16 protein-coding genes and 1 tRNA gene are annotated in these 22,551 nt (G+C 31.1%); 13 read left to right on the top strand and 4 right to left on the bottom strand.

Annotated features, from left to right (window positions below; translation table 11 throughout):
- The first annotated feature begins 32 nt into the window (after positions 1–32).
- The 7 genes from FG167_RS03015 (at position 33) to FG167_RS02960 (ending at position 10,969) form a co-directional block, all read left to right on the top strand.
- Positions 33–2,189, top strand: a complete 2,157-nt coding sequence (locus tag FG167_RS03015) for an ATP-binding protein (RefSeq protein WP_203459969.1) — start codon at positions 33–35, stop codon at positions 2,187–2,189.
- 69 nt (positions 2,190–2,258) lie between these two features.
- Positions 2,259–2,627: a response regulator gene (locus tag FG167_RS03010; RefSeq protein WP_203459968.1), complete on the top strand. Its 369-nt coding sequence runs from the start codon at positions 2,259–2,261 to the stop codon at positions 2,625–2,627.
- A gap of 7 nt (positions 2,628–2,634) precedes the next feature.
- Positions 2,635–7,890 (top strand): PAS domain S-box protein, encoded by a 5,256-nt coding sequence (locus FG167_RS17395; RefSeq protein ID WP_239004432.1) that lies wholly within the window; start codon positions 2,635–2,637, stop codon positions 7,888–7,890.
- A gap of 178 nt (positions 7,891–8,068) precedes the next feature.
- On the top strand, positions 8,069–8,491 hold the full coding sequence (locus FG167_RS02975) for a hypothetical protein (protein WP_203459967.1): 423 nt from the start codon (positions 8,069–8,071) through the stop codon (positions 8,489–8,491).
- Position 8,492: 1 nt separating this feature from the next.
- Positions 8,493–8,906, top strand: a complete 414-nt coding sequence (locus FG167_RS02970; RefSeq protein ID WP_203459966.1) for a hypothetical protein — start codon at positions 8,493–8,495, stop codon at positions 8,904–8,906.
- A complete protein-coding gene (locus tag FG167_RS02965) occupies positions 8,893–10,737 on the top strand; it encodes a PAS domain S-box protein (RefSeq protein WP_203459965.1) in 1,845 nt (614 codons plus the stop codon). The genes FG167_RS02970 and FG167_RS02965 overlap by 14 nt, the downstream gene beginning before the upstream one ends.
- Positions 10,738–10,789: 52 nt before the next feature.
- Positions 10,790–10,969: a hypothetical protein gene (locus FG167_RS02960; protein ID WP_203459964.1), complete on the top strand. Its 180-nt coding sequence runs from the start codon at positions 10,790–10,792 to the stop codon at positions 10,967–10,969.
- 312 nt (positions 10,970–11,281) lie between these two features.
- Here the strand turns inward: FG167_RS02960 and FG167_RS02955 are convergent.
- Positions 11,282–11,357: transfer RNA gene (locus FG167_RS02955), tRNA-Phe, on the bottom strand.
- Between the two features lie 180 nt (positions 11,358–11,537).
- Here FG167_RS02955 and FG167_RS02950 point away from each other — a divergent pair.
- The 6 genes from FG167_RS02950 to FG167_RS02925 all read left to right on the top strand — a co-directional run bounded on the left by FG167_RS02950 (position 11,538) and on the right by FG167_RS02925 (position 19,325).
- Positions 11,538–12,266: a type III pantothenate kinase gene (locus FG167_RS02950; protein WP_203459963.1), complete on the top strand. Its 729-nt coding sequence runs from the start codon at positions 11,538–11,540 to the stop codon at positions 12,264–12,266.
- Entirely contained in the window at positions 12,266–13,579 is a 1,314-nt protein-coding gene (locus FG167_RS02945) for a hypothetical protein (RefSeq protein ID WP_203459962.1), read from the top strand. Before FG167_RS02950 ends, FG167_RS02945 begins: the two co-directional genes overlap by 1 nt.
- Before the next feature lie 19 nt (positions 13,580–13,598).
- The gene (locus FG167_RS02940) at positions 13,599–14,927 is read left to right on the top strand and encodes a hypothetical protein (RefSeq protein ID WP_203459961.1); all 1,329 of its coding nucleotides are present in this window, start codon (positions 13,599–13,601) and stop codon (positions 14,925–14,927) included.
- Positions 14,927–15,478 carry an LPS export ABC transporter periplasmic protein LptC gene (gene lptC, locus FG167_RS02935; protein WP_203459960.1) on the top strand — a complete coding sequence of 184 codons (552 nt, stop codon included), beginning with the start codon at positions 14,927–14,929 and terminating at the stop codon, positions 15,476–15,478. The genes FG167_RS02940 and lptC overlap by 1 nt, the downstream gene beginning before the upstream one ends.
- A gap of 237 nt (positions 15,479–15,715) precedes the next feature.
- Positions 15,716–17,005, top strand: a complete 1,290-nt coding sequence (locus tag FG167_RS02930) for a hemolysin family protein (RefSeq protein ID WP_203459959.1) — start codon at positions 15,716–15,718, stop codon at positions 17,003–17,005.
- Positions 17,006–17,201: 196 nt separating this feature from the next.
- A complete protein-coding gene (locus FG167_RS02925; protein WP_203459958.1) occupies positions 17,202–19,325 on the top strand; it encodes a SurA N-terminal domain-containing protein in 2,124 nt (707 codons plus the stop codon).
- A gap of 94 nt (positions 19,326–19,419) precedes the next feature.
- Here FG167_RS02925 and FG167_RS02920 read toward each other — a convergent pair whose 3' ends face one another.
- The 3 genes from FG167_RS02920 to FG167_RS02910 form a co-directional block, all read right to left on the bottom strand.
- A complete protein-coding gene (locus FG167_RS02920) occupies positions 19,420–20,055 on the bottom strand; it encodes a hypothetical protein (RefSeq protein WP_203459957.1) in 636 nt (211 codons plus the stop codon).
- 143 nt (positions 20,056–20,198) lie between these two features.
- Positions 20,199–21,152 carry a GYDIA family GHMP kinase gene (locus tag FG167_RS02915; protein WP_203459956.1) on the bottom strand — a complete coding sequence of 318 codons (954 nt, stop codon included), beginning with the start codon at positions 21,150–21,152 and terminating at the stop codon, positions 20,199–20,201.
- Positions 21,153–21,194: 42 nt separating this feature from the next.
- Positions 21,195–22,487, bottom strand: coding sequence for a hydroxymethylglutaryl-CoA reductase, degradative (locus tag FG167_RS02910; protein WP_203459955.1), 1,293 nt, complete (start codon positions 22,485–22,487; stop codon positions 21,195–21,197).
- Between the last annotated feature and the right edge of the window lie 64 nt (positions 22,488–22,551).

The raw sequence follows: 22,551 nt of genomic DNA, 5'->3' as shown, positions 1-22,551 counted from the left end.
AAAAAAAGTAATCTATTTAATTTTGCTTTATTATGAACAAAAGTAATTCACCTCTTTTTTTTAAAAAACCTTTGGTTTTAGGACTCTTTGTTTTTTTTATACTGCTTTTTACCACACAATATGTTGCTTATCAGGAGTATGTGATAAACAATAATGAGCAAAAGCGAGAAATAAACAATCAAGCAAGTTTAATAAAAGAAAAACTGCAATCGCTAGTCATGTACAGTTATTCTGCTACAAAATTATTAGAATATATTGTGGAAAGAAATGGAATTCCTGAAGATTTTGATAACATAGCCGCAGAATTACTAGGTAGAAGTAAGTATTTTGATGTTGTAGAATTAGTAGATGGTAAGGGATTTATTACGCATGTTTATCCTTTAGAGAATAATGAAGTTATTGGTTTTAATATTCTAACAAGTCCCGAAGCACGAAGTGGATCAGTCACTACCATAAAAAGAAGAGATTTTTTTATCGCAGGCCCAGTTAATCTAAAGCAAGGCGGTGTTGGTATGGTGAGTAGGCAGCCTATTTTTATAGATGATAAATTTGTTGGGTTTTCTGCGGTGGTTACCAAAATTTCTACATTTTTTAGTGAGCTAGTTGTTGAAAATTCGGAAGAAAATCGTTTTATTTATCAGTTGTCTAGGGTAAACCCTGAAACGGGGAATGAGGATTTTTTTTTAGAAAATGATATCTCTCCTTATAAAGAATATGCGATACCTGTAGAAATGTCTATAGGAGAATGGAAGCTGTATGTTGTGCCATTAGAAAAAACATTTAATACGGCAATATGGTCCTCTGCGGGTGGTGTTGTATTAGCCTTTTTTAGTGGTTGGATCGTGTGGTTTTTTGCAGGGCGATCTGCTCGGTTAAATAATTTGATTACTTCGAAACTTTCAGAACAGGAAAAACACTTAAAGTTAGTTTATGACATCACATCCGAAAAAGTTAAAAAAAGCGAAGCATTATTTAGAAGTTTAGCTTCTAATGCCCAAGTAGCTATCTTTTCTTCAGATAATGAAGGAATGATTAATTATGTAAATGACGAATGGATGAAATATTCTGGTATGACATTTAAAGAGGCAATGGGTTCTGGCTGGATAAATGCCATACATCCAGAAGATAAAGATAGGGTAATGCATGAATGGCAGCAGGCAGTAGTATATGGAAGTGATTTTAATTCGGAACTGAAGTTCTTAGATAAAAAAGGAAATACCACTTGGCTTATTGTTAAAGGCAGCAAGCTAATAGATGCACAAAACAATATTTATGGGTATATTGGTACTGCTTCAGATATTACAGAAAGAATTCAAAACGAAAAAGAATTATTAAATTATAAGAATAATCTAGAGAAATTAGTAGGCTTAAGAACCGAGGAGCTTAATGATAGTAAAGAAGCTTTATTAAATCTTTTAGAAGATATAAATCTCCAATCTGCCGAATTAGAAAAAGAAAAGGTGAAAGCGCAGTCAGCAGATTTAATGAAGTCCGCATTTTTAGCAACCATGTCGCATGAGTTGAGAACACCAATGAACTCTATTATTGGGTTTACAGGCATATTATTAAAAGAATTGGCAGGGCCGTTAAATACAGAACAAAAAAAGCAACTCTCCATGGTAAAAGATAGCGGTTCACATTTATTAGGTTTAATTAATGATATTTTAGATATTTCTAAAATAGAAGCAGGTAAGTTAAGAGTTTCCTTTTATCCTTTCGATTATCTAACAACATTAGAAAAAACAATAGACTTTTTAATGCCACAGGCTTCAAAAAAAGGGATTGAATTACATACAGAAATTTCTAATTTTGATATTACATTAGTAAGTGATGAAAGGCGTATTGAACAGATTTTATTAAACATACTTTCTAATGCCATTAAGTTTTCTGAAAAAGGAGGTATACAAATTAAAGTAAATGTTAAAGATGATGTGCTTATAACTCAAATTATAGATCAAGGAATTGGAATAAACGAAAAGGATATTAATAAATTATTTATGCCTTTTATTCAGTTAGAAGGCGGTCTTAGTAGAAAGCATGAGGGTACAGGTCTTGGATTGGCTATTAGTAAAAATTTAATCGAAAAATTAGGAGGCACAATTCAAGTAGAAAGTGAACTAGGAAAAGGTAGTAACTTTATAATTCGGTTTCCGATAGAGTATTCCTGTAATAATAAATTTAATTATTAATTATTTTTAAGACCAATTTTAATATATTTAGCGCTTAACTTATTGATATTAAATTTTATACACGTAAAAATGAAGCCTGCCATTTTAATCATAGAAGATAACGAACAAAATATGTATATGCTTTCGTATTTGCTTACAAGTAGTAATTATGATGTAATTAAGGCTTATAATGGAGTGGATGGATTACATTTAGCACATGAAAAACATCCTGAAATTATTTTGATAGATATTCAATTACCAGATATGGATGGTTATGAAATATGCAGTAAATTAAGGTGTAATGGTTTGCCAAAAAGTACTGTTATTATTGCAGTGACATCATATGCTATGGGAGGAGATAAAGAAAAAGCAATGGAAGTTGGCGCAAATGGATATATAGAGAAACCTATTAATCCAGATACTTTTGTGAAACAAATGGAGTGTATATTTAAAGCATAATTAAGGGATGAAAACTATATTAATAGTAGATGATACTTTTGAAAATCTATATTTACTAAGAGTTATACTGGAAGAAGAAGGCTATTTAGTTGTAGAAGCTAGAGACGGTAAAGAAGGTTTAGAAAAATTACATATAAATAAAGTAGACCTAATAATCTCAGATATTTTAATGCCTGTTATGGATGGCTATCTATTTTGTCAGGCTTGTAAAAAAGAAGAATTATTTAAGGATATTCCTTTTGTTTTTTACACCTCTACATATACAGAAGCACTTGATGAAGATTTTGCACTAAAATTGGGAGCGGTTCAATTTTTAAGAAAACCAGCAGATCAAAATAAAATACTATCTGTAATTCAAGAGGTTTTTGCTGAAAATAAACCAGAAGAAAAAGTTGTAAAAAATGTAGAATTTAGTGAAGAAGAAGTTTTAAAGCTTTATAGTAAGCGACTAATTAGTAAGCTTGAACAAAAGAAAATAGACCTTGAAAGTGAGGTTCTAGAACGAGAAAAAGCACAACGATTATTAATACATAAAAATGAAATACTAGATTTAATTGTAGTAAACACACCTTTACATGAAATCTTTGATCGATTACTTTTAAACTATCAGTCTATATATCCAGATTATTATGGATCGATTAGTTTGTTAGATCCAGACGGTATACATCTTGATTTAGTATCTTCACCTTCATTGCCAGAAGCATACAGTTTATCTATAAAAAGAATTCCTATTGGAGCGAATGTAGGTTCTTGTGGTACAGCAGCATTTATTAAAAAACCGGTTGTTGTGTCAGATATAAGCACCGATGTTTTATGGAAAGATTATAAAGATATTGCATTAGAATACGATTTAAAATCTTGTTGGTCTATTCCAATTTTTTCCAAAAATAATACGGTTATAGGTACTTTTGCTATTTACAGCAAGTCTATTAGCGCACCTTCTTTTAGTGATATTAGAGAGCTTAATTTTACTGTGAGTTTAGTTAATATTGCGCTTGAGAAGATTAGAATTGTAAATGAAATTATTAAAAAAGAAGAATCATACAAAGCATTAGTAGATCAAGCTAGTGACGCTATAATAACGTACTCTTTAGATGGAACAATATATGATTATAATAAAGCTTCTTATACTAACTTAGGGTATACCGATGAGGAGTTTTTGAAATTAAATATTTATGATTTCAATATAGGAGAGTTTGTTCAAGATTCAGAGAATCATGGAAAATTACTCCAAGGGGAAGCTATTGTTTTTCCCAGAAAATTTAGACGAAAAGACAATTCTTTATATGAAGTTGAAGTATCTGCAAAATTGCAAAAGGATGGTAAAATCCTTGCTATTGCACGGGACATTACAGAGCGTAAAAAAGCAGAAATAAAAATACAGGAAAGCGAATACCATTTAAGACAATCTCAAATAGTTGGTAATATAGGATCTTATGTTATAAATTTAAAAACAATGACTTGGGAAGGGTCTGCGTTTTTATATAATATTTTTTGTATCGATAAAGCGTACGCTAAAACGATGGAGGGCTGGACAGAACTTATTCATCCAGAGGATAGAGAAGAAATCTCCAGCTATTTTGAATTTTGTGTTATAAATAATAAGAAATTTAACAAAGAGTACAGGATTTTAAAGCAAGATTCTAAAGAAGAGTTTTGGGTACATGGTATTGGGAAATTGATTTTTGATGATAAAGACAATCCTGCAAAAATGATTGGTACTATTCAAGATATTACCCAGCGTAAAAACATTGAATTAGACTTAAAAAAAGCCAATGAATTCTCTTCTAGTCTTTTAAATGGAATGCAGGAAGGCTTAGTAGCTATAAATTTAGAATCAGAAATAATTAGTGTAAATCCATCTTTTTGTAAAATGACAGGTTTTACAGAAAAAGAATTAATAGGAGTGAAGCGTCCATACCCGTATTCACCATCAGAATTTGAAAAAGAGAATAGTGAGCGCTATAAATTATTATCACAAAATATTAATAAAAAGGAATACGAAAACGTCTATATGCGTAAAAACGGCGAACGTTTTCCTGTACATGTTTTAATTTCTAGCATTTATGATGATAATGGCGTAAAAACAGCAAATTTCTCTACGGTACAAGATATTACAGAACGTAAAAAGGCTGAAATAGATTTAAAACTTGCTAAAGATTTTTCTGAAAACCTTATTCTAAATTTAAACGAAGGTTTGTCTGTAGTGAATTTAGAAGGTGTGCAAATAGAAGCAAATCCAGCGCTTTGTAAAATGTTGCGTTTTACAAAAGAAGAATTAGTTGGTCAAAAAGCCCCGTTTAATTATTGGCCACCAGAAAAGCAGGATGAAATTCAAGAAACCTATGCAAACATACTAAAAGGGGAATATAGTAAAGTCGAGTTAACTTTAATGCGAAAAAACGGAGAGCGATTTCCTGTTTTAATGTCAGCTTCATTTGTTAAAAATAATAAAGGAGAAATTATAGCTAATATTGCTACAATACAAGATATATCACAACGTAAGCAAGCAGAAAAAAAACTGCAAGAAAACGAAAGATCATTGTTAGAAGCTCAAAAAATAGCAAAAATTGGTAGCTATAGCTTAAATCTGAAAACACAAAAAATAGAAGCTTCCACAGCTTTTAGAAAAATTTTAGAGATAGATGAAAATGTGGATTTATTCTTTAAGGATTGGGCAGATATTATTCATTCAGAGGATGCGGTTTTAGATAAAGAAATGTTTAAAAAGAGTGTGGAAACAGGAGAAGCATTTGATTTAGAATTTAGAGTAATAACAAAAAAGAAAAAGCAATTAAAATGGATTCATGCTTTAGGTCAAGTTATTAAACATGCAGATCAGTCTATTGAGTTTTTTGGAACTATTCAAGATATATCCCAACGTAAACAGTCAGAAGTACAGCTTTTGGAGAGTGAATATAATTTAAGGCAATCTCAAATAGTAGCTCATATTGGTACCTATTCCGTAGATGTTAAAAAGGCTACTTGGGAAAGTTCAGATGTATTGGATGAGATTTTCGGGGTCAAAAAATCTTTTGTTAAAAGCGTGGAAAGCTGGATTTCTATTGTTCACCCAGAAGACCAAGAAGCAATAACAAACTATTTTGAAATTAATATTTTAAAAAATCATGAAAAGTTTAATAAAGAATATCGAATTTTAAAAGTAGATAATAAAGAAGAGGTATGGGTACATGGAATTGGTGAATTGGTTTTTGATAGCAATGGTAATGCTGAAAAATTAATAGGAACCACGCAAGATATTACCGAACGTAAAAAAACAGAGTTAGACTTAAAAAGAGCCAATGAGTTTTCAGATAACCTTGTAATGTCTATGCAGGAAGGTTTGCTTATAGTAGACTTAGAGGGAGCTATATTAAAAGTAAACGATTCACTATGTGATATTTTAGGCTATTCGGAAAATGAACTTATAGGTCTAGAATTGCCATATCCATTTGCGCAAGAGAAGGACCGTGAGAATATGTTGAGAATTAAGAGTGAGGTAGCAAAAGGCGAAGCGCTATCCTTTCAATTAGAATTTGTTAAAAAAGATGGAAGTAATTTTGTAGCTTCATTTTTAACAGGGATTATAAAAAACGATGAGGGAGAAACTGTAGCTATATTTGCAACAATTAAAGATGTTTCAGAAGAGGAGAAAGTTAAAAAAGCACTAGAAGATATTGCTGTAAAATCAACGCAGAAAAAGGATGTTATTTTAAAACTAGCTGCGCTTATTGGAGAGGATTTTAATTCTTCATTAAAAAAGATTGCAGTTACATCTGCTGAGGCTTTGGATGTAGATATTGTGACTATTTGGGAATATAAAAAGAACCAATCCGAACTGGCTAGTAGGTTGTTTTATAATGCTGCAGATGATGTATTTAAGGAATATGAGTTATTGATAGATGAAGAGAAATTCCCAAATTATTTTAATGCTTTTAAGAATAAAAACAGTATTAATATAGCGGACGTAAATTCTAATCCGATAACTAAAGCTTTTGCAACACAGTTTTATATTCCTAATAAAATATCTTCTAGAATTGATGTGTTAATTCATGGTAGTGATAATTATTATGGTATTATTAGTTTTGAGAGTAAGTTAGAAAACAGAGTGTTTAGTGCGGATGAAGAAAGCTTTGTTACCTCAATAGCTAGTATTGTGTCTTTAATGATTGAAAGCTCTGAACGTAAAATAGCAGATAATAAAATAGTAATTACGAATCAGAAACTTACAGAAGCTAATAGAGAGTTAAATACCTTAAAAGAGCAGTTAGAGCAGGAAAATGTTTATTTGCGTAATGAGTTAGATTTAGTATTTAACTATGAGGAGATGGTGTACGGAAGTGAAGCATTTAGTAACGTGTTAACAGAAGTTGAAAAAGTAGCACCAACAACCGCTACGGTATTATTGTTAGGAGAATCTGGTACTGGAAAAGAATTGTTAGCTAGAGCAGTGCATAATACTAGTTCGCGTAATAATAAGCCATTAATTAAAGTGAACTGCTCTGCAATACCTAGAGAGTTAATGGAGAGTGAGTTGTTTGGTCATAAAAAGGGTTCGTTTACAGGAGCGATAAATGATAAAGTTGGAAAATTTGAATTAGCAGATGGTGGTACTTTATTTTTAGATGAAATTGGCGAGTTACCTTTAGATATGCAGCCCAAAATATTAAGATTTTTACAAGAAGGAGAAATTGAGGTCGTTGGTGGAAGTAGCGGATTAAAGAAGTTAGACGTTAGGGTAATTGCGGCAACAAATAGAAACCTTAAAGAGGAGGTTGAGAAAAAACAATTTAGGGAAGACTTATTTTTTAGACTTAATGTCTTTCCAATTGAAGTTCCGCCATTAAGAGAACGAAAGGATGATATTCCTTTGTTGGTAGAGCATTTTGTAGATAAATTTAATAAGGCTTACGGAAAGAGCATTAAATATATTACAGATGATGCTATGAGTCAATTGAGAGCATATAATTGGCCAGGGAATATTAGAGAATTAGAAAATTTAATAGAACGAGCTTCTATATTATCAAGTAAAGAAACATTAGTGATTCCAGGTTTTGAATCTTCTACACAAAAAGTAAAACCAATTAACAACCAAGATTTATCTTTAGACTCTGTGCAACGTAATCATATTGTTCAGGTACTTGAGCAATGTAATTGGAAAATTAGCGGACCAAAAGGAGCAGCAGTTATGCTAGAATTAAAGCCTAGTACTTTGCGAGATCGAATGACTAAATTAGGGATTTCAAAAACCAAAAGCAACTAACGGAATACCGTTACCACGTATTATTCCTTTCGGAACTAACGGTATGTCGTTAGTTTTTGTTCTTCCTTTTTTTTAAAACAAGATTTTAATAGGTTGATTATTAGTATTTTACAAATGTATTTTATTTTAAAATATATTTTGGCACTCCTATTGAATTTAGTTTTTCAAAATGATAATAATGAAAAACGAAATACGAATCAATAATATTAAATTTTGGGTAGACCAAAATATTATTTATTGTAAGTTGTATAATAATTCTGAAGTAAATTATTCCTATAATGATTTTGAGAATTTATTTCACGAATCTATTTCTAAATTATCAAATGGCACTTATTTGCCTATAATATTTAATTTTAAAGAGATTGATAATCCTCTTTTAGTTAAGCTATTTAAACTTTTATCTAACAATCCTAAAATAAAAAATGCTGTCTTGTCAAAAGCATTTTTAGTAAAAAGCTATAAGCAAAAAATTCTTCTTTCATTTTATGTCCTCTTTAGTGATTCTAATGTGCCAAATTTAATTTTCAAAAATTCAAATTCAGCCATACAATATAGTGATCAAAATTATGCGGTTTTTAATTCTAAAAACAGTGATAATTAGTATGGATAATATAATCAAAATAGGAAATTCGAAATTTTGGACAGATAGTGGTATTCTTTACTGTCAGTTTAGAAACAATAGTACTAATTATAAATTTGGAACAGAAAGCGTAGCATTATTTATACATGCAATAGATAAATTATGTAAAGGAAAACCTATGCCTTTTTTAATAGATACAAGAGATTCTCAAGGGACTTTTACGCGTGAATCTGCTAATTTATTGGCGAATTCACCAACCTTAGTGAAACTTAGGATGTCTGAAGCTTATGTTTTTAATACTATTGGAATTAAATTAGTGGTAGCTTCTTATAAAAGAATTTATGAGCCTAGCACACCTTTTAGTGTGTTTAATAATCTAGAATCTGCAAAAGCGTATTGTGTAGAAACTATAAATAATTTTTATGGAAGCAATTAAATATAAACTACCAAATACATTTAATGAGAACGTGCTTAATGATTTTATCGAGAACTCTGTAGTTACTTTAACAGATTCATTTGGAAGAATTGAATTCGCAAATCAAGCATTCTGTGATATTTTAGAATGTAATACTAATAAGCTTATTGGTGAAACACACGAGTTGTTAAGGTCTCCTCTACACGCCGAAAAAAAATATAAAAACTTGTGGAGAACCATTAAAATGGGGAATAAATGGAGTGGTATTTTAAAAGATGTATCCGCTACAGGAAAAATGTTTTGGTTAGACACCACCATTATACCTATGCAAAATAATGGAGAAAAGGCTTTAAGGTACCTGTCTATTTATAAGGATGTTACAAGGTACTATATCGATAATGAAGCACTTTTACAGCGTCAGTTACTAAATGAGAGTTTTTTAAAAGAAATGCCTTTCCATGCCTTTACGGTTTCAAGACATGGTAAAATTTTAAATGCAAATAAGTCTTTTTGTAATAAAGAAATTGAAGAATTAATTAATACGTATATCTATGATTATTTTATTCCTGTAAATTTCGAATCCTTTAAAAAAAATGTAGATAAAGTCTATACCGATAAATTAACACACAAGTTTGAGTTATATGATTTTGATTCCAACGGAAAAAAAATATTCTTTTCTGCCATAGTTTCTCCTAATTATGACCGTTTGGGTGCCATTGTCTCTTCAACCATTGCTTTGCATGAAATCACGAAGTTTAAAGGGGTTAGTGAAAACCTTATCAATAGTGAGGCTAAATTTAGAACCATCTATAAGTCTATTAATGTTGGGGTGATTGTAGTAACAAATGATAAAGGTAATGTTACAGAATGGAATAAGGGAGCAGAGGCTGCTTTTGGATATAAAGAGAAAGAAATAATTGGTAGATCATTAACTGTTTTAATGTCTAAAAAATACAGAAATGGTAATATAAAAGAATTGTTAAGAGCAGTACAGCAAATAAAGAATAAGCAGAATGTTGAAATAGTAGAAATGTGTTGTTTGCGTAAAAACGGAGAGCAATTTCCGGTAGAGTTTGCATTGAGCAATGGGAGTGTAGGTGAAAATGATTTTTATTGCGCAATGATGGTGGAAATAACACATCGTAAATCTCTAGAAAATAAACTGAAAAGAAAAACCGAAGAGCTAGAGTTGTTTTTATGTCGTTCTGCTCAAGATATTAAAGCGCCAATATCTTCTATAGAAGAAGCGCTTAGTTTGCTAAAAGAAGAGCCAGACGAGGACAGATTAGCTCTTTTAATAGGAATGTTAGATCCTATTATAAAAAACGGAAAGGAACTCTCAGAAAACCTTTCTCAAGTATCTAAAGTTAAGGTTAAGAAAAAAGAAATAAAAAAAATTGATTTTTCTGAAACTATTAAGAGTACGCTAGTGTCTCTAAATGGTGCTAGTAAATTTAAGAACATAAAGTTTCATGTGGATGTTGTAGATGATTTTGGATTTAATTCAAATCCGGAAATGATAGATTCTATTCTTCAAAATTTAATTAACAATGCTATAAAATACTCTAAAGAGCAAAAAGAAAACGAAAAATCTTTCGTAAATATTAAAGTAAAAACATCGCTAGAGGAAGTGGAGATTAGCATTGAAGATAATGGCGTTGGTATATATAAAAATAATATTAATAAAATTTATGATTTGTATTACAGAGCTAACAAGTATGAAGAGCCTGGGCATGGTTTAGGTCTTTATATTGTTAAAAATGCGGTAGATAACTTAAATGGGATGATAACTGTTAATAGCAGTGTTAAAAGTGGCTCTATTTTTAAAGTGGTTTTACCTACTACTCTCTAAATACAATTAAATAGATGAATATAATAAATGGACTAAATAAAATTAAATAGATATGTTATCTCAATCAACAAATTCTCAAGATTTTGAAAAAGTAAATACAGAAAATTCTTGTATAGATTATATTAGTGAATCGCCAATAACTAGTGCATTTGAAAAAGGTTTAGTCGAGTTTAGACCATACCTTAAGAAATTCGACTTTGAGGCAGAAGATGTTAATATGAAAATTAACTAAAAGAAGCGCTAAAAGAAGCTCTAGTAAAATGGTTGCTTTGCATTAGTGGTTTTATTCGATAAAAGAAAACAAGCTTACTTTAAGGTTGCATTTTGTGCTAGTCTTTATTTAAAAAATATAATAAAGGGTAAATCTCTTTTTATGCGTTACCATGCTAGTTGTGATAAAAAAAATAACGGACATAAAAAACAGTGTGTTTTAAATAAATATATAAGGGTTTATTACAGAAGATTGGTTAGTTATAAGTTGCTTGATTATTTAATAGTCGTTATAAAAACCAAAAAACCCGATTCATTTGAATCGGGTTTTTTTTGGTGGTGCCTCCAGGAATCGAACCAGGGACACATGGATTTTCAGTCCATTGCTCTACCAACTGAGCTAAGGCACCAGTAGCATAAAATTGCGAGTGCAAATATAGACACCTTTTTATTATTCACAAAGGAAAAATTGAAAAAATTTTTATTTTTTTTTATTGAAATCTAAAATATGGCTTTAAGTAATTATTAAAGTGGAATTTAGAATATTTTTTATAACGCATTTTGTAAATTTGAAGCTTTAAGAAAAAAATATGAACTTAATTATTGATGTTGGAAATTCTTTTGTCAAAATTGCTGTTTTTCAGCAGGATAAGATGATTTATAGCTGTAAGGTGAAAAGTAAAGAGGTTTCAAAAACATTAAGAAAGATAAGAAAAGAATATAAAAATATTAATAAAACTATTTTTTCTTCCGTTGGAAAATTAAGAAAAACAGATATTGCTTATCTTGAAAAATATTATGACATACTTGTCTTAAATCATGAAACGAGTATTCCTTTTACAAATTTATACAGCACGCCAAAAACCTTAGGAATTGATAGAATTGCTTTAGTTAGTGCTTCTGTGCAACAATTTCCAGATAAAAATGTTTTAATCATTGATGCAGGAACTTGTATTACTTTTGATTTTATTACGGCTGAAAATGAATATCTAGGAGGTGCAATATCTCCAGGGATACGAATGCGTTATAAAGCATTAAATCATTTTACAGCAAATTTACCGTTATTAGATACAGAGATGCCAAAAAGTATTGTTGGAGACGCTACAGCGACCTCGATGCATTCTGGTGTTGTTCAAGGTGTTTTGCTTGAATTGGATGGGGCAATTCAGAAATATAAGTTAAAATACCCTGATTTAACAATTATTTTAACAGGAGGAGACGCTAATTTTTTGTCTAAACAATTAAAAAGTAGCATATTTGCCAACTCAAATTTCCTTTTAGAGGGATTAAATTTTATTTTACAATATAATACACACTAATGATAAAAAAACTGGTTATAGTTTTTATTGCTTTTTTCGCAATTCAAAGTTTCGCTCAAGAAGGTACTTCTTCACCATATTCGTTTTATGGAATTGGTAGCCTTAAATTTAAAGGTACAGTAGAAAATAGAAGTATGGGAGGGCTTAGTATTTATACAGATAGTATACATGTTAACCTAAGAAATCCTGCCTCCTATGGAGGGAAAAATGTGTCGCAATTTCCATATAATGACGAAGGTAGACCAATGACGTTTTCTGTTGGAGGTGGTCATAACTCTACAAAGCTTGAAAGTGATGCTAACAGTGATCGTACTTCATCTTCCACTTTCGATTATATAGCTGTTTCGTTACCTTTAGGGAAATTAGGGATTGGTTTTGGTTTAATGCCTTATACCTCTGTTGGATATAAGTTAGAAAACTATAGTGATGATGGAATTGTCAATAAATATAAAGGGGAAGGTGGTGTTAATAGAACCTACTTATCTGCAGGATACCAATTAACAGATGCTTTAAGTGTTGGTGTAGATGCACAATATAATTTTGGAAACATAGAAGGAAGTACTATTGAGTATGTGTACAATGATGGTGATTTAGTGCAATACCAAACAAGAGAAGATAATAGATCAGACTTAAGTGGTTTAAGCTATAATCTTGGTGTTACGTATAAAACGAAATTGAGTAATAAATTAGAATTAACTTCTGGAGTAACCTTTTCTCCTAAAAGTGATTTAAAATCTAAAAACGAAAGATCTATTAATACTATTAATATTAATCCTACTTCAGAACAAGAGTTTGTAATAAATACATTAGATGCAAATCTAGAAGAAAAAGGATTAAAAGAAACTACATTAACATTACCTGCTACCTTTTCTTTTGGTGTTGGTATTGGTGAAGCCAGAAAATGGTTTGTAGGTGTGGAAAGTGTTTTTCAAGAAACTAGTAAGTTTAGTAATGCGCTTTATACTTCTGCTAATACAGAAACAACTTACGAAAATGGTAATACCTTTTCTTTAGGTGGTTTTTATATCCCAGATTATAATGCATATAAATCCTATTTAAAACGTGTAGTTTATCGTGCCGGATTTAGAACCGAAAAAACAGGATTAGTTGTAAATGGTGAGTCCATAGATGAGTTTGGCATATCTTTTGGAGTAGGATTACCAGTTGGCAATATATTCTCTAATGCAAACTTAGGTTTTGAAGTTGGTAAACGTGGAACAACTAACAAAAATTTAATTCAAGAGAATTTTATTAATTTCCAATTAAGTTTATCTTTGAACGATAGATGGTTCCAAAAAAGTAAATATGATTAACACCAAAAACATTAAGAAGATGAAAACGAAAATTACACTAATAATAATCTTATTTCTAGGACTAGGTTTTGGCTTTGCTCAAAACGAAGAAGCAATGACTAAACTTTCGATCTTTCACGAATATGTGAAAGCAGGGAATTATGACGCAGCTTATGAGCCTTGGATGGAAGTGCGTACTAAATACCCGAAATTTAATAACGCAATTCCAGTAGATGGTGAGAAAATATTAAAGCATAAAATTGAAAATTCTACAGGAGCCGAAAAAGTTGCTTATATCAATGACCTTTTAAAACTTTGGGATGAAAAGTTAGAGAACTTTCCAAGTAAAACGAAAGTTGGAGATCTTTTATCAGACAAAGCTCAATTAATGTATGATTACAAAACCGAATTAGGTTTAAGTGATGAACAAGTGTACAATGCATTTGATAAAGCATATACTACAGATTTAAAAAACTTCAGAAATCCTAAAGCGTTATACATCTATTTCTCATTAATGGTAGATTTATATGATAGTGGAAAAAAATCTGCACAAGATCTATTTAATAAATATGATGATGTTGTAGATAAAATGGATACAGAAATAGAGAAAAACTCTGATGGTCTTAATAAACTTATTGCTAAAGAAGAAGCAGGAACTTCTTTAACTAAAAAAGAAGGTCAATATAAAAGACAATACGAAGGTTATTTAAGAGTGTTTGATCAAATTGCAGGCAGTGTAGATGCAAAATTAGGAGATAGAGCAAACTGTGAAAACTTGATTCCTTTATACCAAAAAGATTACGAAGAAAACAAGAATGATGGTGTTTGGTTACAAAGAGCAATGAACAAGTTATATGAAAAAGGATGTAAAGAAGATCCAATGTTTGTTAAAGTGGTAAAACAAAAAAACAGCATTGAACCAAACGCAAAAACATCATATTACTTATACTTAATAACAGGAGAGCAACAATACTTTGATCAAACGTTACGTTTAGAAACGGATCCTTTTAGAAAAGCTAAGTTATACAATACAATAGCTAGAGACTTTAAACAAAAAGGTAGCTACGGTAAAGCAAGAGAATTCTTTATGAAATCTTTAGCTGCTAACCCATCAGATAAAAAACCATACGATCAGATTGCTAGAATGTATGCAGCTAGTGCAAACAGTTGTGGAGATACAAACTTTAACAAAAGAGCTGTATTCTGGTTAGCTGCTGCAGAAGCAAGAAAAGCTGGTAGTACTAGTTTAGCTAAGAATTATGAAGCTAAAGCTCCAAGTAAGTCAGAGATTTTCTCTTCTGGAAAAGCAGGACAAACTATTAATATTGGATGTTGGATTGGTAGAAGTATAACCGTACCAAGCATATAATGCAAAATAAAAGTTTATATATAAATAGCATAGCCACAGTTTTAACTGTGGCTATGCTTTTTTCATGTAAAAGCAACTTTAACGAGGTGCAAAAGATAGGTGTTTCAGAAAATCAACCCATTGGTATTGCTGAAAATATCAACCTGAAATATACAGATTCTGGTAGAGTAACAGCAAATCTTATTAGTCCGAAAATGCTAGACTTTACCAATAGAGATTTTGGGTATAATGAGTTTCCTGATGGTATTATCTTACACATGTATGATGATTTAAATCAAAAAAACACCGTTATAGCAGATTATGCTATTTCATATAAAGAAACAAACCTCATAGATCTACAAGGTAATGTGGTGGTGACTTCACATAAAAAAGACACCTTATTTGCAGAGCAATTGTACTATGATCAAACCAAAGAATGGTTGTTTACAAACAAACCAGTAACCTTTAGACAAGGTAGAGACCTAATAAATGGGAAGGGGTTTGATTCCGATTCCGAATTTAAACAAGCACAAGTTTTAGAAATAGATGGTATTATCACACTTGAGGAATAATACTTATCTTTGCTAATAATAACTTTCAACCTAAATATCAAAAATGAAAACCGCTAAGTTTTTTCAATATATATACTTGTTTTTCGCCGCATTATTTTTGTATGATGCCGTTTCTAATTGGAGTATAGATAAAAACAGAACCTATATATCTTTGGCTTTTACAGCTTTAGCGATATTTATGTTTTTCTTTCGCAAAAAGTTCAACAAAAAATTTGAAGACAATAATAACGCGAAGTAATGAGTATTTACGTTGTTATAATCATTGTTTGTTTAATACTTTCTGCCTTTTTTTCGGGTATGGAAATCGCGTATGTATCTTCTAATAAAATACATATAGAAATAGAAAAAAAGCAAGATGGCTTTTTAGCAAAAATACTTTCTAAACTTACTGTAAAACCTTCTAAATTTATTGCAACCATGTTAATTGGTAACAATATAGCATTAGTTGTTTATGGTTTTTTTATGGGAGACTTGTTGGTAAATTGGTTTCATTCTATGTTACCATCCAGTAATAGTATTGTGAACTATCTATTTGTAGATTTTAGTTTATTAACACAAACTATAATTTCAACTATTGTAATATTAATAACAGCGGAGTTTTTACCTAAGGTTTTCTTCCAAATCTATGCCAATTCTTTATTAAAAATATTGGCTTTTCCTGCATATATATTTTATGTGCTATTTACTTTTATTTCCGACTTTGTACTTTGGATTTCTGATTTTGTACTAAAGAAGTTCTTTAAAACCGAAGGAGATCAAGTGCAACTAGCTTTTACTAAAGTAGAACTAGGTAACTATATTAGTGAGCAAATGGAATCTGTAGAAGAGGACGATGATATTGATACCGAAATTCAGATTTTTCAAAATGCCTTAGAATTTGCTGAGGTAAAGTCTAGAGAAGTAATGGTACCTAGAACAGAGATTATTGCTGTAGAACTTAATGAATCTCTTAAAAATCTAAATAGTATTTTTACCGAAACAGGTTGCTCTAAAGTGATCGTCTATAAAGAAAATATAGATGATATTTTAGGCTATGTACATTCTTTCGAGCTTTTTAAAAAGCCTAAAACAATAAAATCAATCATACTTCCTGTTGAGTTTGTGCCAGAAACCATGCTAATAAATGATGTGCTTAATGTGTTAATTAAAAAACGTAAAAGTATTGCCGTTGTATTAGATGAATATGGAGGGACTTCTGGTATTATGACTGTTGAAGATATTGTAGAAGAACTCTTTGGTGAAATTGAAGATGAGCATGATACTATAGTTTTGATAGAAGAAAAATTAGACGAAAAGCATTTTAAGTTTTCGGCAAGAATAGAAGTCGATTACATAAACGAAACGTTTAAAATTAATTTGCCAGACGAAGAAAATTACGAAACGCTTGGAGGATTAATTGTTGCACATACCGAAGAAATACCTGAAAAGGATGAGGTTGTAATTATAGAGAATTTTCAATTTACCATCTTAGAAGTTTCAAATACAAAAATAGATTTAGTAGAACTTAAAGTTTTAGAAGACGATTAGTCTATAGTCCCAGTTTTCAGTATCAGTAAACAGTTTTAGCTTAAAAATTTCCGTTTTAACTTCCGCTTTAAGCGCTGTTTTAAATTCAAATTCGGATACAGATTCCATTTCAAATTCATTTTATACAAATAACCTTTTATTATTAAATAGAAAATGGTATTTTCGCCCACTATATTGAATAAAATTTATACCAAAAATGGCAATTTTAAATAACATTAGAAAACAATCATTAGTACTAATAGCAGTTATTGCTTTAGCATTATTCTCATTTGTATTAGCAGATTTGTTTAAAAACAGTGATGCACTTACAGCAAAATCACAAAATGTAGTCGCTACAATAAACGGCAAAGACATTACTCGTGAAGCTTTTATGCAAAAAGTAGAAGCAATGCAACGTCAAATGGGTGGAAACGGAACTAGCACACAAGCTATGAATAACGTTTGGAACCAAGAAGTACGTCAAGCAGTAATGGAAACACAATTTGATGCTTTAGGTTTTACAGTTGAAAAGGACCAAATGCGTGATTTATTAAAAACTAGCTTAGCTAATAATGCAGATTTTCAAAATGAAGCAGGTGTTTTTGATGAAAATAAAATGAATGAGTACATTGCTAACTTAAAAGAGACTTCTGCAGTAGCATACCAACAATGGATTGATTATGAAGAAGGAGTAGCTGCAAACGCACTTAACCAAAACTATGTGAACATGGTTAAAGCAGGAATGGTTGGTACACTTGCTGAAGGGGAATTACAACATAAATTAGAAGGAGACCAAGTAGATATTAAATTTATTCAAGTTCCTTTTTCTTCTATTGCAGATAGTACCGTTACTGTTTCTAATAGTGAGATCACAAATTACATGAACAGCCACGTGAAGCAATATACAGTAGAAGCTTCTAGAGATATCAATTATGTACAGTTTAATGAAGTTGCATCTCTTGAAGATGAAAATGCAATTAAACAAAACTTGAGAAATCTTTTAAAAGATCAAATAGTTTATAATGAAATTACAAAAAGAAATGATACGGTTTCTAGTTTCTTAAAAGCTAAAGATAACGAGCTATTTGTTAATGCTAATTCAGATATTAAATTTGATAACCGTTTTATTAAAAAGGCAGATTTACCAACAGCAGTTGCAGATAGTATTTTTAATTTAAATGTAGGTGAAGTATTTGGACCATATAAAGACGCAAACCACTTTAAAATTTCTAAAGTTGTTGCAGTAACTCAAATGCCAGATTCTGTAAAAGCTAGACATATATTATTACCTTTTGTAGGGTCTCGTTCTGCAACAGCAGAAACAGTGCAAACGAAAGAGCAAGCTAAAGTAACTGCAGATAGTATTATGAACGTTGTTAAATCTTCACCTTCTAAGTTTGTTAGCTTATTAGATTTTTCAGCAGACAAAGTAAGTAATGAAAAAGAAGGAGTTCTAGATTGGTTTACATACAATGCAATGGTTCCAGAATTTAGAGACTTTGCTTTTGAAAATAATACTGGTGACTTTGGTGTTGTTGAAACTGTTTTTGGTTTTCATATCATTGAAATTTTAGGACAAAAAAATATGCAACGTACTATTAAGGTAGGAACAATTGCAAGAAAAATTGAGCCTAGTGAAGCTACCATTTCTAAAGTATTTAGAGATGCTGCTAGTTTTGAAAATGCAGTTGCAAACGGAAAGTTTCAAGATGTAGCTAAAGAAAATAACTATGCGGTTCGTCCGGTAAACGGAATTAAAGTTTTAGATGAGAATATTCCTGGTTTAAATAACCAAAGAGCACTTGTTCGTTGGACATTTGAAGAAGATGCAGAAGTTGGTGATGTTAAGAAATTCGCAATATCTAATGGTTTTGCAGTAGTACAATTAACTGCTAAAAACAAGGCAGGTTTAATGAATATACAAGATGCATCTGTTACTGCGTTACCAGCAATACGTAAAGCTAAAAAAGCAGACATGATTAAAAGTAGAATTTCTGCAACTACATTAGAAGCTTTAGCAAGTGCAGAAGGACAAACCATAAGAACTGCTTTAGCGGTTAATATGAAAACGCCAACCGTTACAGGTGTTGGTAGAGAGCCTAAAGTTGTAGGTGCTGCTTTTGGTTTAGAAGAAGGAGAAACTTCTAAATTAATTGTTGGTGAAAACGGTGTTTATATGGTACAAGTAACTAAAGCTACTCCAGCGGTAGAATTAGCAAACTACCAAGCTTTTGCTAACCAAGTAGGACAACAAAAACAAACAGCAATAGATTCAAGATTATACACAGCTTTAAAAGAAGCTTCTGATATTGAAGATAACAGAGCAAATACAGTGCAATAGTAATAGCATAATGTATTATAAATATAAAAGCCCTTTTAGAGAAATCTGAAAGGGCTTTTTTTATTGGTTCTTCGAAACTTGTTTTAGGATAGATTTATTGTAATTTCCTTTTCCAATATAGTATGTAAATGGTTCCAATAATAGAAGGTAAGATCCAAGAAAGGATGCTTCCAATGCCTAATCCTGCAACTATAAATGCAGTAACAGAGGCTATGAATGCTCCAATCATCTTTCCTACATGATTTTTCAACCAACCATTTTTGAGCGCTTTAAAGTTTTTGTAGAATATAAAATCTTTTATGGTTAGTAAAAGTCCGAAACCACCAAAAATGAGATAAAGGATGTTTCCAGTTATTTCTTGGAATAATCCATATAGCCCAAATAAAATCATCGCTATAGATAGGAACATCATGCTTCCAGAAATTATTTTATCTATAGCATTAGCATACAGTTTACTTTTAGATTTAAATGTCAATATTTGGTTTCCAGAAATCACTAAGTAAATAGTAAAAAGACCTATTAAACAAAGAAAAGTGTTTCCGTGATTTGGCATAAAAGTAATAGGAATGGAAATTATGGAGCTAGTTATCATCCCTATAGAAAATAGCTTTCCCATTCTTTTATGCGGAATACTTCCTTTCTTCATTATAATACTTCCAATTCCAGATATTAATCCTAGTCCGCCAAAAAAGGCATGTATGTAAATGAAAATTTTAATTGTTTCTTCCATGATATCTTGTTTGTTTTAACAAGGTAAAATTCAGGATAAAACAAAGGATGTTCAAAAGGGAGTTTCTGAAGTGTCGTATTTAAGTGATAAGTTGTAAACAAACGAAATCATGCTGAACTAGATTCAGCATCTAATACTAACACTTAATAAATACTTGCAACCATTTCATCAAAGGCTAAAATAGTATCAAAACCTTTATTCTTAAAGTATGCTGTCGGATTGGTTTTAGAACTCACCAAAACAAAATCTCCTCCCCAAGCACCAAGACTTTTAATGCTTCCTTTAAAGTCGTTAAAAAGAACTTCTTTAACAGGTTTTAAGTGTATGATTTCTGAAATGATTTGTTCATGCTTTTCTATTAGAATATCGAAAGCATCCAGCGTCTTACAAGTAATCATGTCTTTGGTTATTGCATCTATTTCTGCAAGAGCTATTTCTAGATTAAAGTTGTTCTTTTTGTATTGCGCAATACCATCTCTACTATTTTGCTTTTTGTTTAAATGCACAAAATATAAATGTTCTTTAAATGAAGGATTAAAAGAAATTGGATTTACGGTGCGTTTGTCGTTTCGAGCTTGTCTAGAAATCGCACTATTATGCAATTGATACGTAATTGCCGAATCGTTTTGTGCACAAGCAATATCATAACCGCTTCCACCGAAGGTTTTCTCTAATAATTGGTATGCATCTACATTTGCCCAACTCGCAATATTATGGATTAGCGTAGAAGATGTGCCAAGTCCCCAGTTTTTTGGGAATTCTAATAGCGTAGTTATTTTAAAGCCTTTCTTGTCTTTTAAAAGCTGCGGATTAAGTTCTTGAGCTGCTTGAAGGATTTCTAAAAGTCTATTAGAAATCTCGTTGTCATTTTGAGTATGTAGAGAAATCTCATTGTTCTCAAAATGAAATTCTGCTTCAAACCAAACCTGCTTCTTTTCATCGAAACTTTTCCAGGTAATTGTAGGTGCTTCTATTTCTTCAACAACTAAACTCTGTCCGAATTTTGTAGGTACGGCAAGTGCTAAAGCACCATCTAGAACTACATATTCTCCAGTAAGTAATAATTTTCCGCGGCTATAAAAAGTTTGATGCTTCATGTGGAATTTTTCGATAAATTCGAAAGGACAATTTATTCGTTGTTATTTTTTCAATCTTAAAGCATTAAAAGCTTCTACAACCGCGCTATGCGTAACGGTGTTGGTTTTAAAATGATGTACCATCTTTTCTTTTTCAGCTTCTGTAGCTTCCATTTGGTTTAAGATATTCATCAAGTGCATTTTCATGTGTCCTTCTTGAATTCCTGTGGTGGTTAAAGAGCGTAAAGCACCAAAATTTTGTGCTAATCCGGCAACAGCAACTATTTGCATTAACTCCTTTGCGCTTGGTTTATGTAAAAGTTCTAAAGCTAATTTTACTAAAGGATGCAAATTCGTTAATCCACCAACGGTTCCTAATGCTAACGGGATTTCCATCCAAAAGGTAAATACCCCATTTTCAATTTTAGCATGAGTCAAACTACTATATTTTCCGTTTCTAGCAGCATAGGCATGCACGCCAGCTTCGACTGCTCTAAAATCGTTTCCAGTTGCTAAAACCACAGCATCAATTCCATTCATGATTCCTTTGTTGTGTGTCACTGCTCTGTATGGTTCTACTTCTGCAATACGAACAGCTTGAACAAATTTTTCAGCATCAAAATCGTCTTCTGGTAGATCTTCTAATTTGCAACTTACTTCTGCGCGAACTAAACAATCGGGAACGTAATTAGATAAAATACTCATTACAATTTCTATGGTGTCTTGTAACTGTTTTTCCGCTTCCGCTTTAAACGTTTTAGCAAATTGCTCTAAACAAGAGTTTATAAAATTGGCTCCCATAGCATCTTGTGTTTCAAAGGTTGCATGTAGTTGGTAATAGCCAGAAATGTCTTCGGTTTTATCTTTTAAAACAATATCTAAAACACCTCCACCACGTTTTTCCATATTCTTGGTTATGGGTTTTACATCTGTAATCAGTTGTGTTTTTATGCGGTTAAAAAAGGTTTCCAATGTTTTAAAATCTCCAGAATACATAAAATGTACTTGTCCGATTTTAGTGGTAGAAAGTACTTTTGTTTTAAAACCACCATGTGCTAACCAGAATTTGGCAGCTTTACTAGCAGCAGCAACTACTGAACTTTCTTCGATAGCCATTGGTATGGTATGCATCTTGCCATTTATTAAAAAATTAGGCGCAACACCAAATGGTAGATAATAATTGGTTATCGTATTTTCTATAAACTCATCATGTAAGTTTTGAAGGGTTATATTGGTGTTCCAATATTGCTTTATAATTTTTTTAGCTTCCTCCTTATTTGAAAAATAAGTTTCTACAATCCAATCTATCTTTTTAGATTTCGTTAACTTAGAAAAGCCAGAAATAGGTGCACTCATGTACTATGTTTTTGAAACACAAAGATAGTATTCCAATTTTTAATGGTTTTCATTTAAGTAACTT

Origin of the sequence: Lacinutrix sp. WUR7 (assembly GCF_016864015.1) — a bacterium.
In the GTDB taxonomy this organism is placed as follows: Bacteria; Bacteroidota; Bacteroidia; order Flavobacteriales; family Flavobacteriaceae; genus Oceanihabitans.
Note: the sequence above shows the minus strand (reverse complement) of the source record. Positions and strands in the feature narration are given on the sequence as shown.

Coding starts and splice junctions, on each gene's coding strand:
- FG167_RS03010 (WP_203459968.1), top strand. CDS start 2,259: ATGAAGCCTGCCATTTTAATCATAGAAGATAACGAACAAAATATGTAT.
- FG167_RS02950 (WP_203459963.1), top strand. CDS start 11,538: ATGAACTTAATTATTGATGTTGGAAATTCTTTTGTCAAAATTGCTGTT.
- FG167_RS02920 (WP_203459957.1), bottom strand. CDS start 20,055: ATGGAAGAAACAATTAAAATTTTCATTTACATACATGCCTTTTTTGGC.
- lptC (WP_203459960.1), top strand. CDS start 14,927: ATGCAAAATAAAAGTTTATATATAAATAGCATAGCCACAGTTTTAACT.
- FG167_RS02915 (WP_203459956.1), bottom strand. CDS start 21,152: ATGAAGCATCAAACTTTTTATAGCCGCGGAAAATTATTACTTACTGGA.
- FG167_RS03015 (WP_203459969.1), top strand. CDS start 33: ATGAACAAAAGTAATTCACCTCTTTTTTTTAAAAAACCTTTGGTTTTA.
- FG167_RS02940 (WP_203459961.1), top strand. CDS start 13,599: ATGAAAACGAAAATTACACTAATAATAATCTTATTTCTAGGACTAGGT.
- FG167_RS02945 (WP_203459962.1), top strand. CDS start 12,266: ATGATAAAAAAACTGGTTATAGTTTTTATTGCTTTTTTCGCAATTCAA.
- FG167_RS17395 (WP_239004432.1), top strand. CDS start 2,635: ATGAAAACTATATTAATAGTAGATGATACTTTTGAAAATCTATATTTA.
- FG167_RS02910 (WP_203459955.1), bottom strand. CDS start 22,487: ATGAGTGCACCTATTTCTGGCTTTTCTAAGTTAACGAAATCTAAAAAG.
- FG167_RS02965 (WP_203459965.1), top strand. CDS start 8,893: ATGGAAGCAATTAAATATAAACTACCAAATACATTTAATGAGAACGTG.
- FG167_RS02970 (WP_203459966.1), top strand. CDS start 8,493: ATGGATAATATAATCAAAATAGGAAATTCGAAATTTTGGACAGATAGT.
- FG167_RS02930 (WP_203459959.1), top strand. CDS start 15,716: ATGAGTATTTACGTTGTTATAATCATTGTTTGTTTAATACTTTCTGCC.
- FG167_RS02975 (WP_203459967.1), top strand. CDS start 8,069: ATGAAAAACGAAATACGAATCAATAATATTAAATTTTGGGTAGACCAA.
- FG167_RS02925 (WP_203459958.1), top strand. CDS start 17,202: ATGGCAATTTTAAATAACATTAGAAAACAATCATTAGTACTAATAGCA.
- FG167_RS02960 (WP_203459964.1), top strand. CDS start 10,790: ATGTTATCTCAATCAACAAATTCTCAAGATTTTGAAAAAGTAAATACA.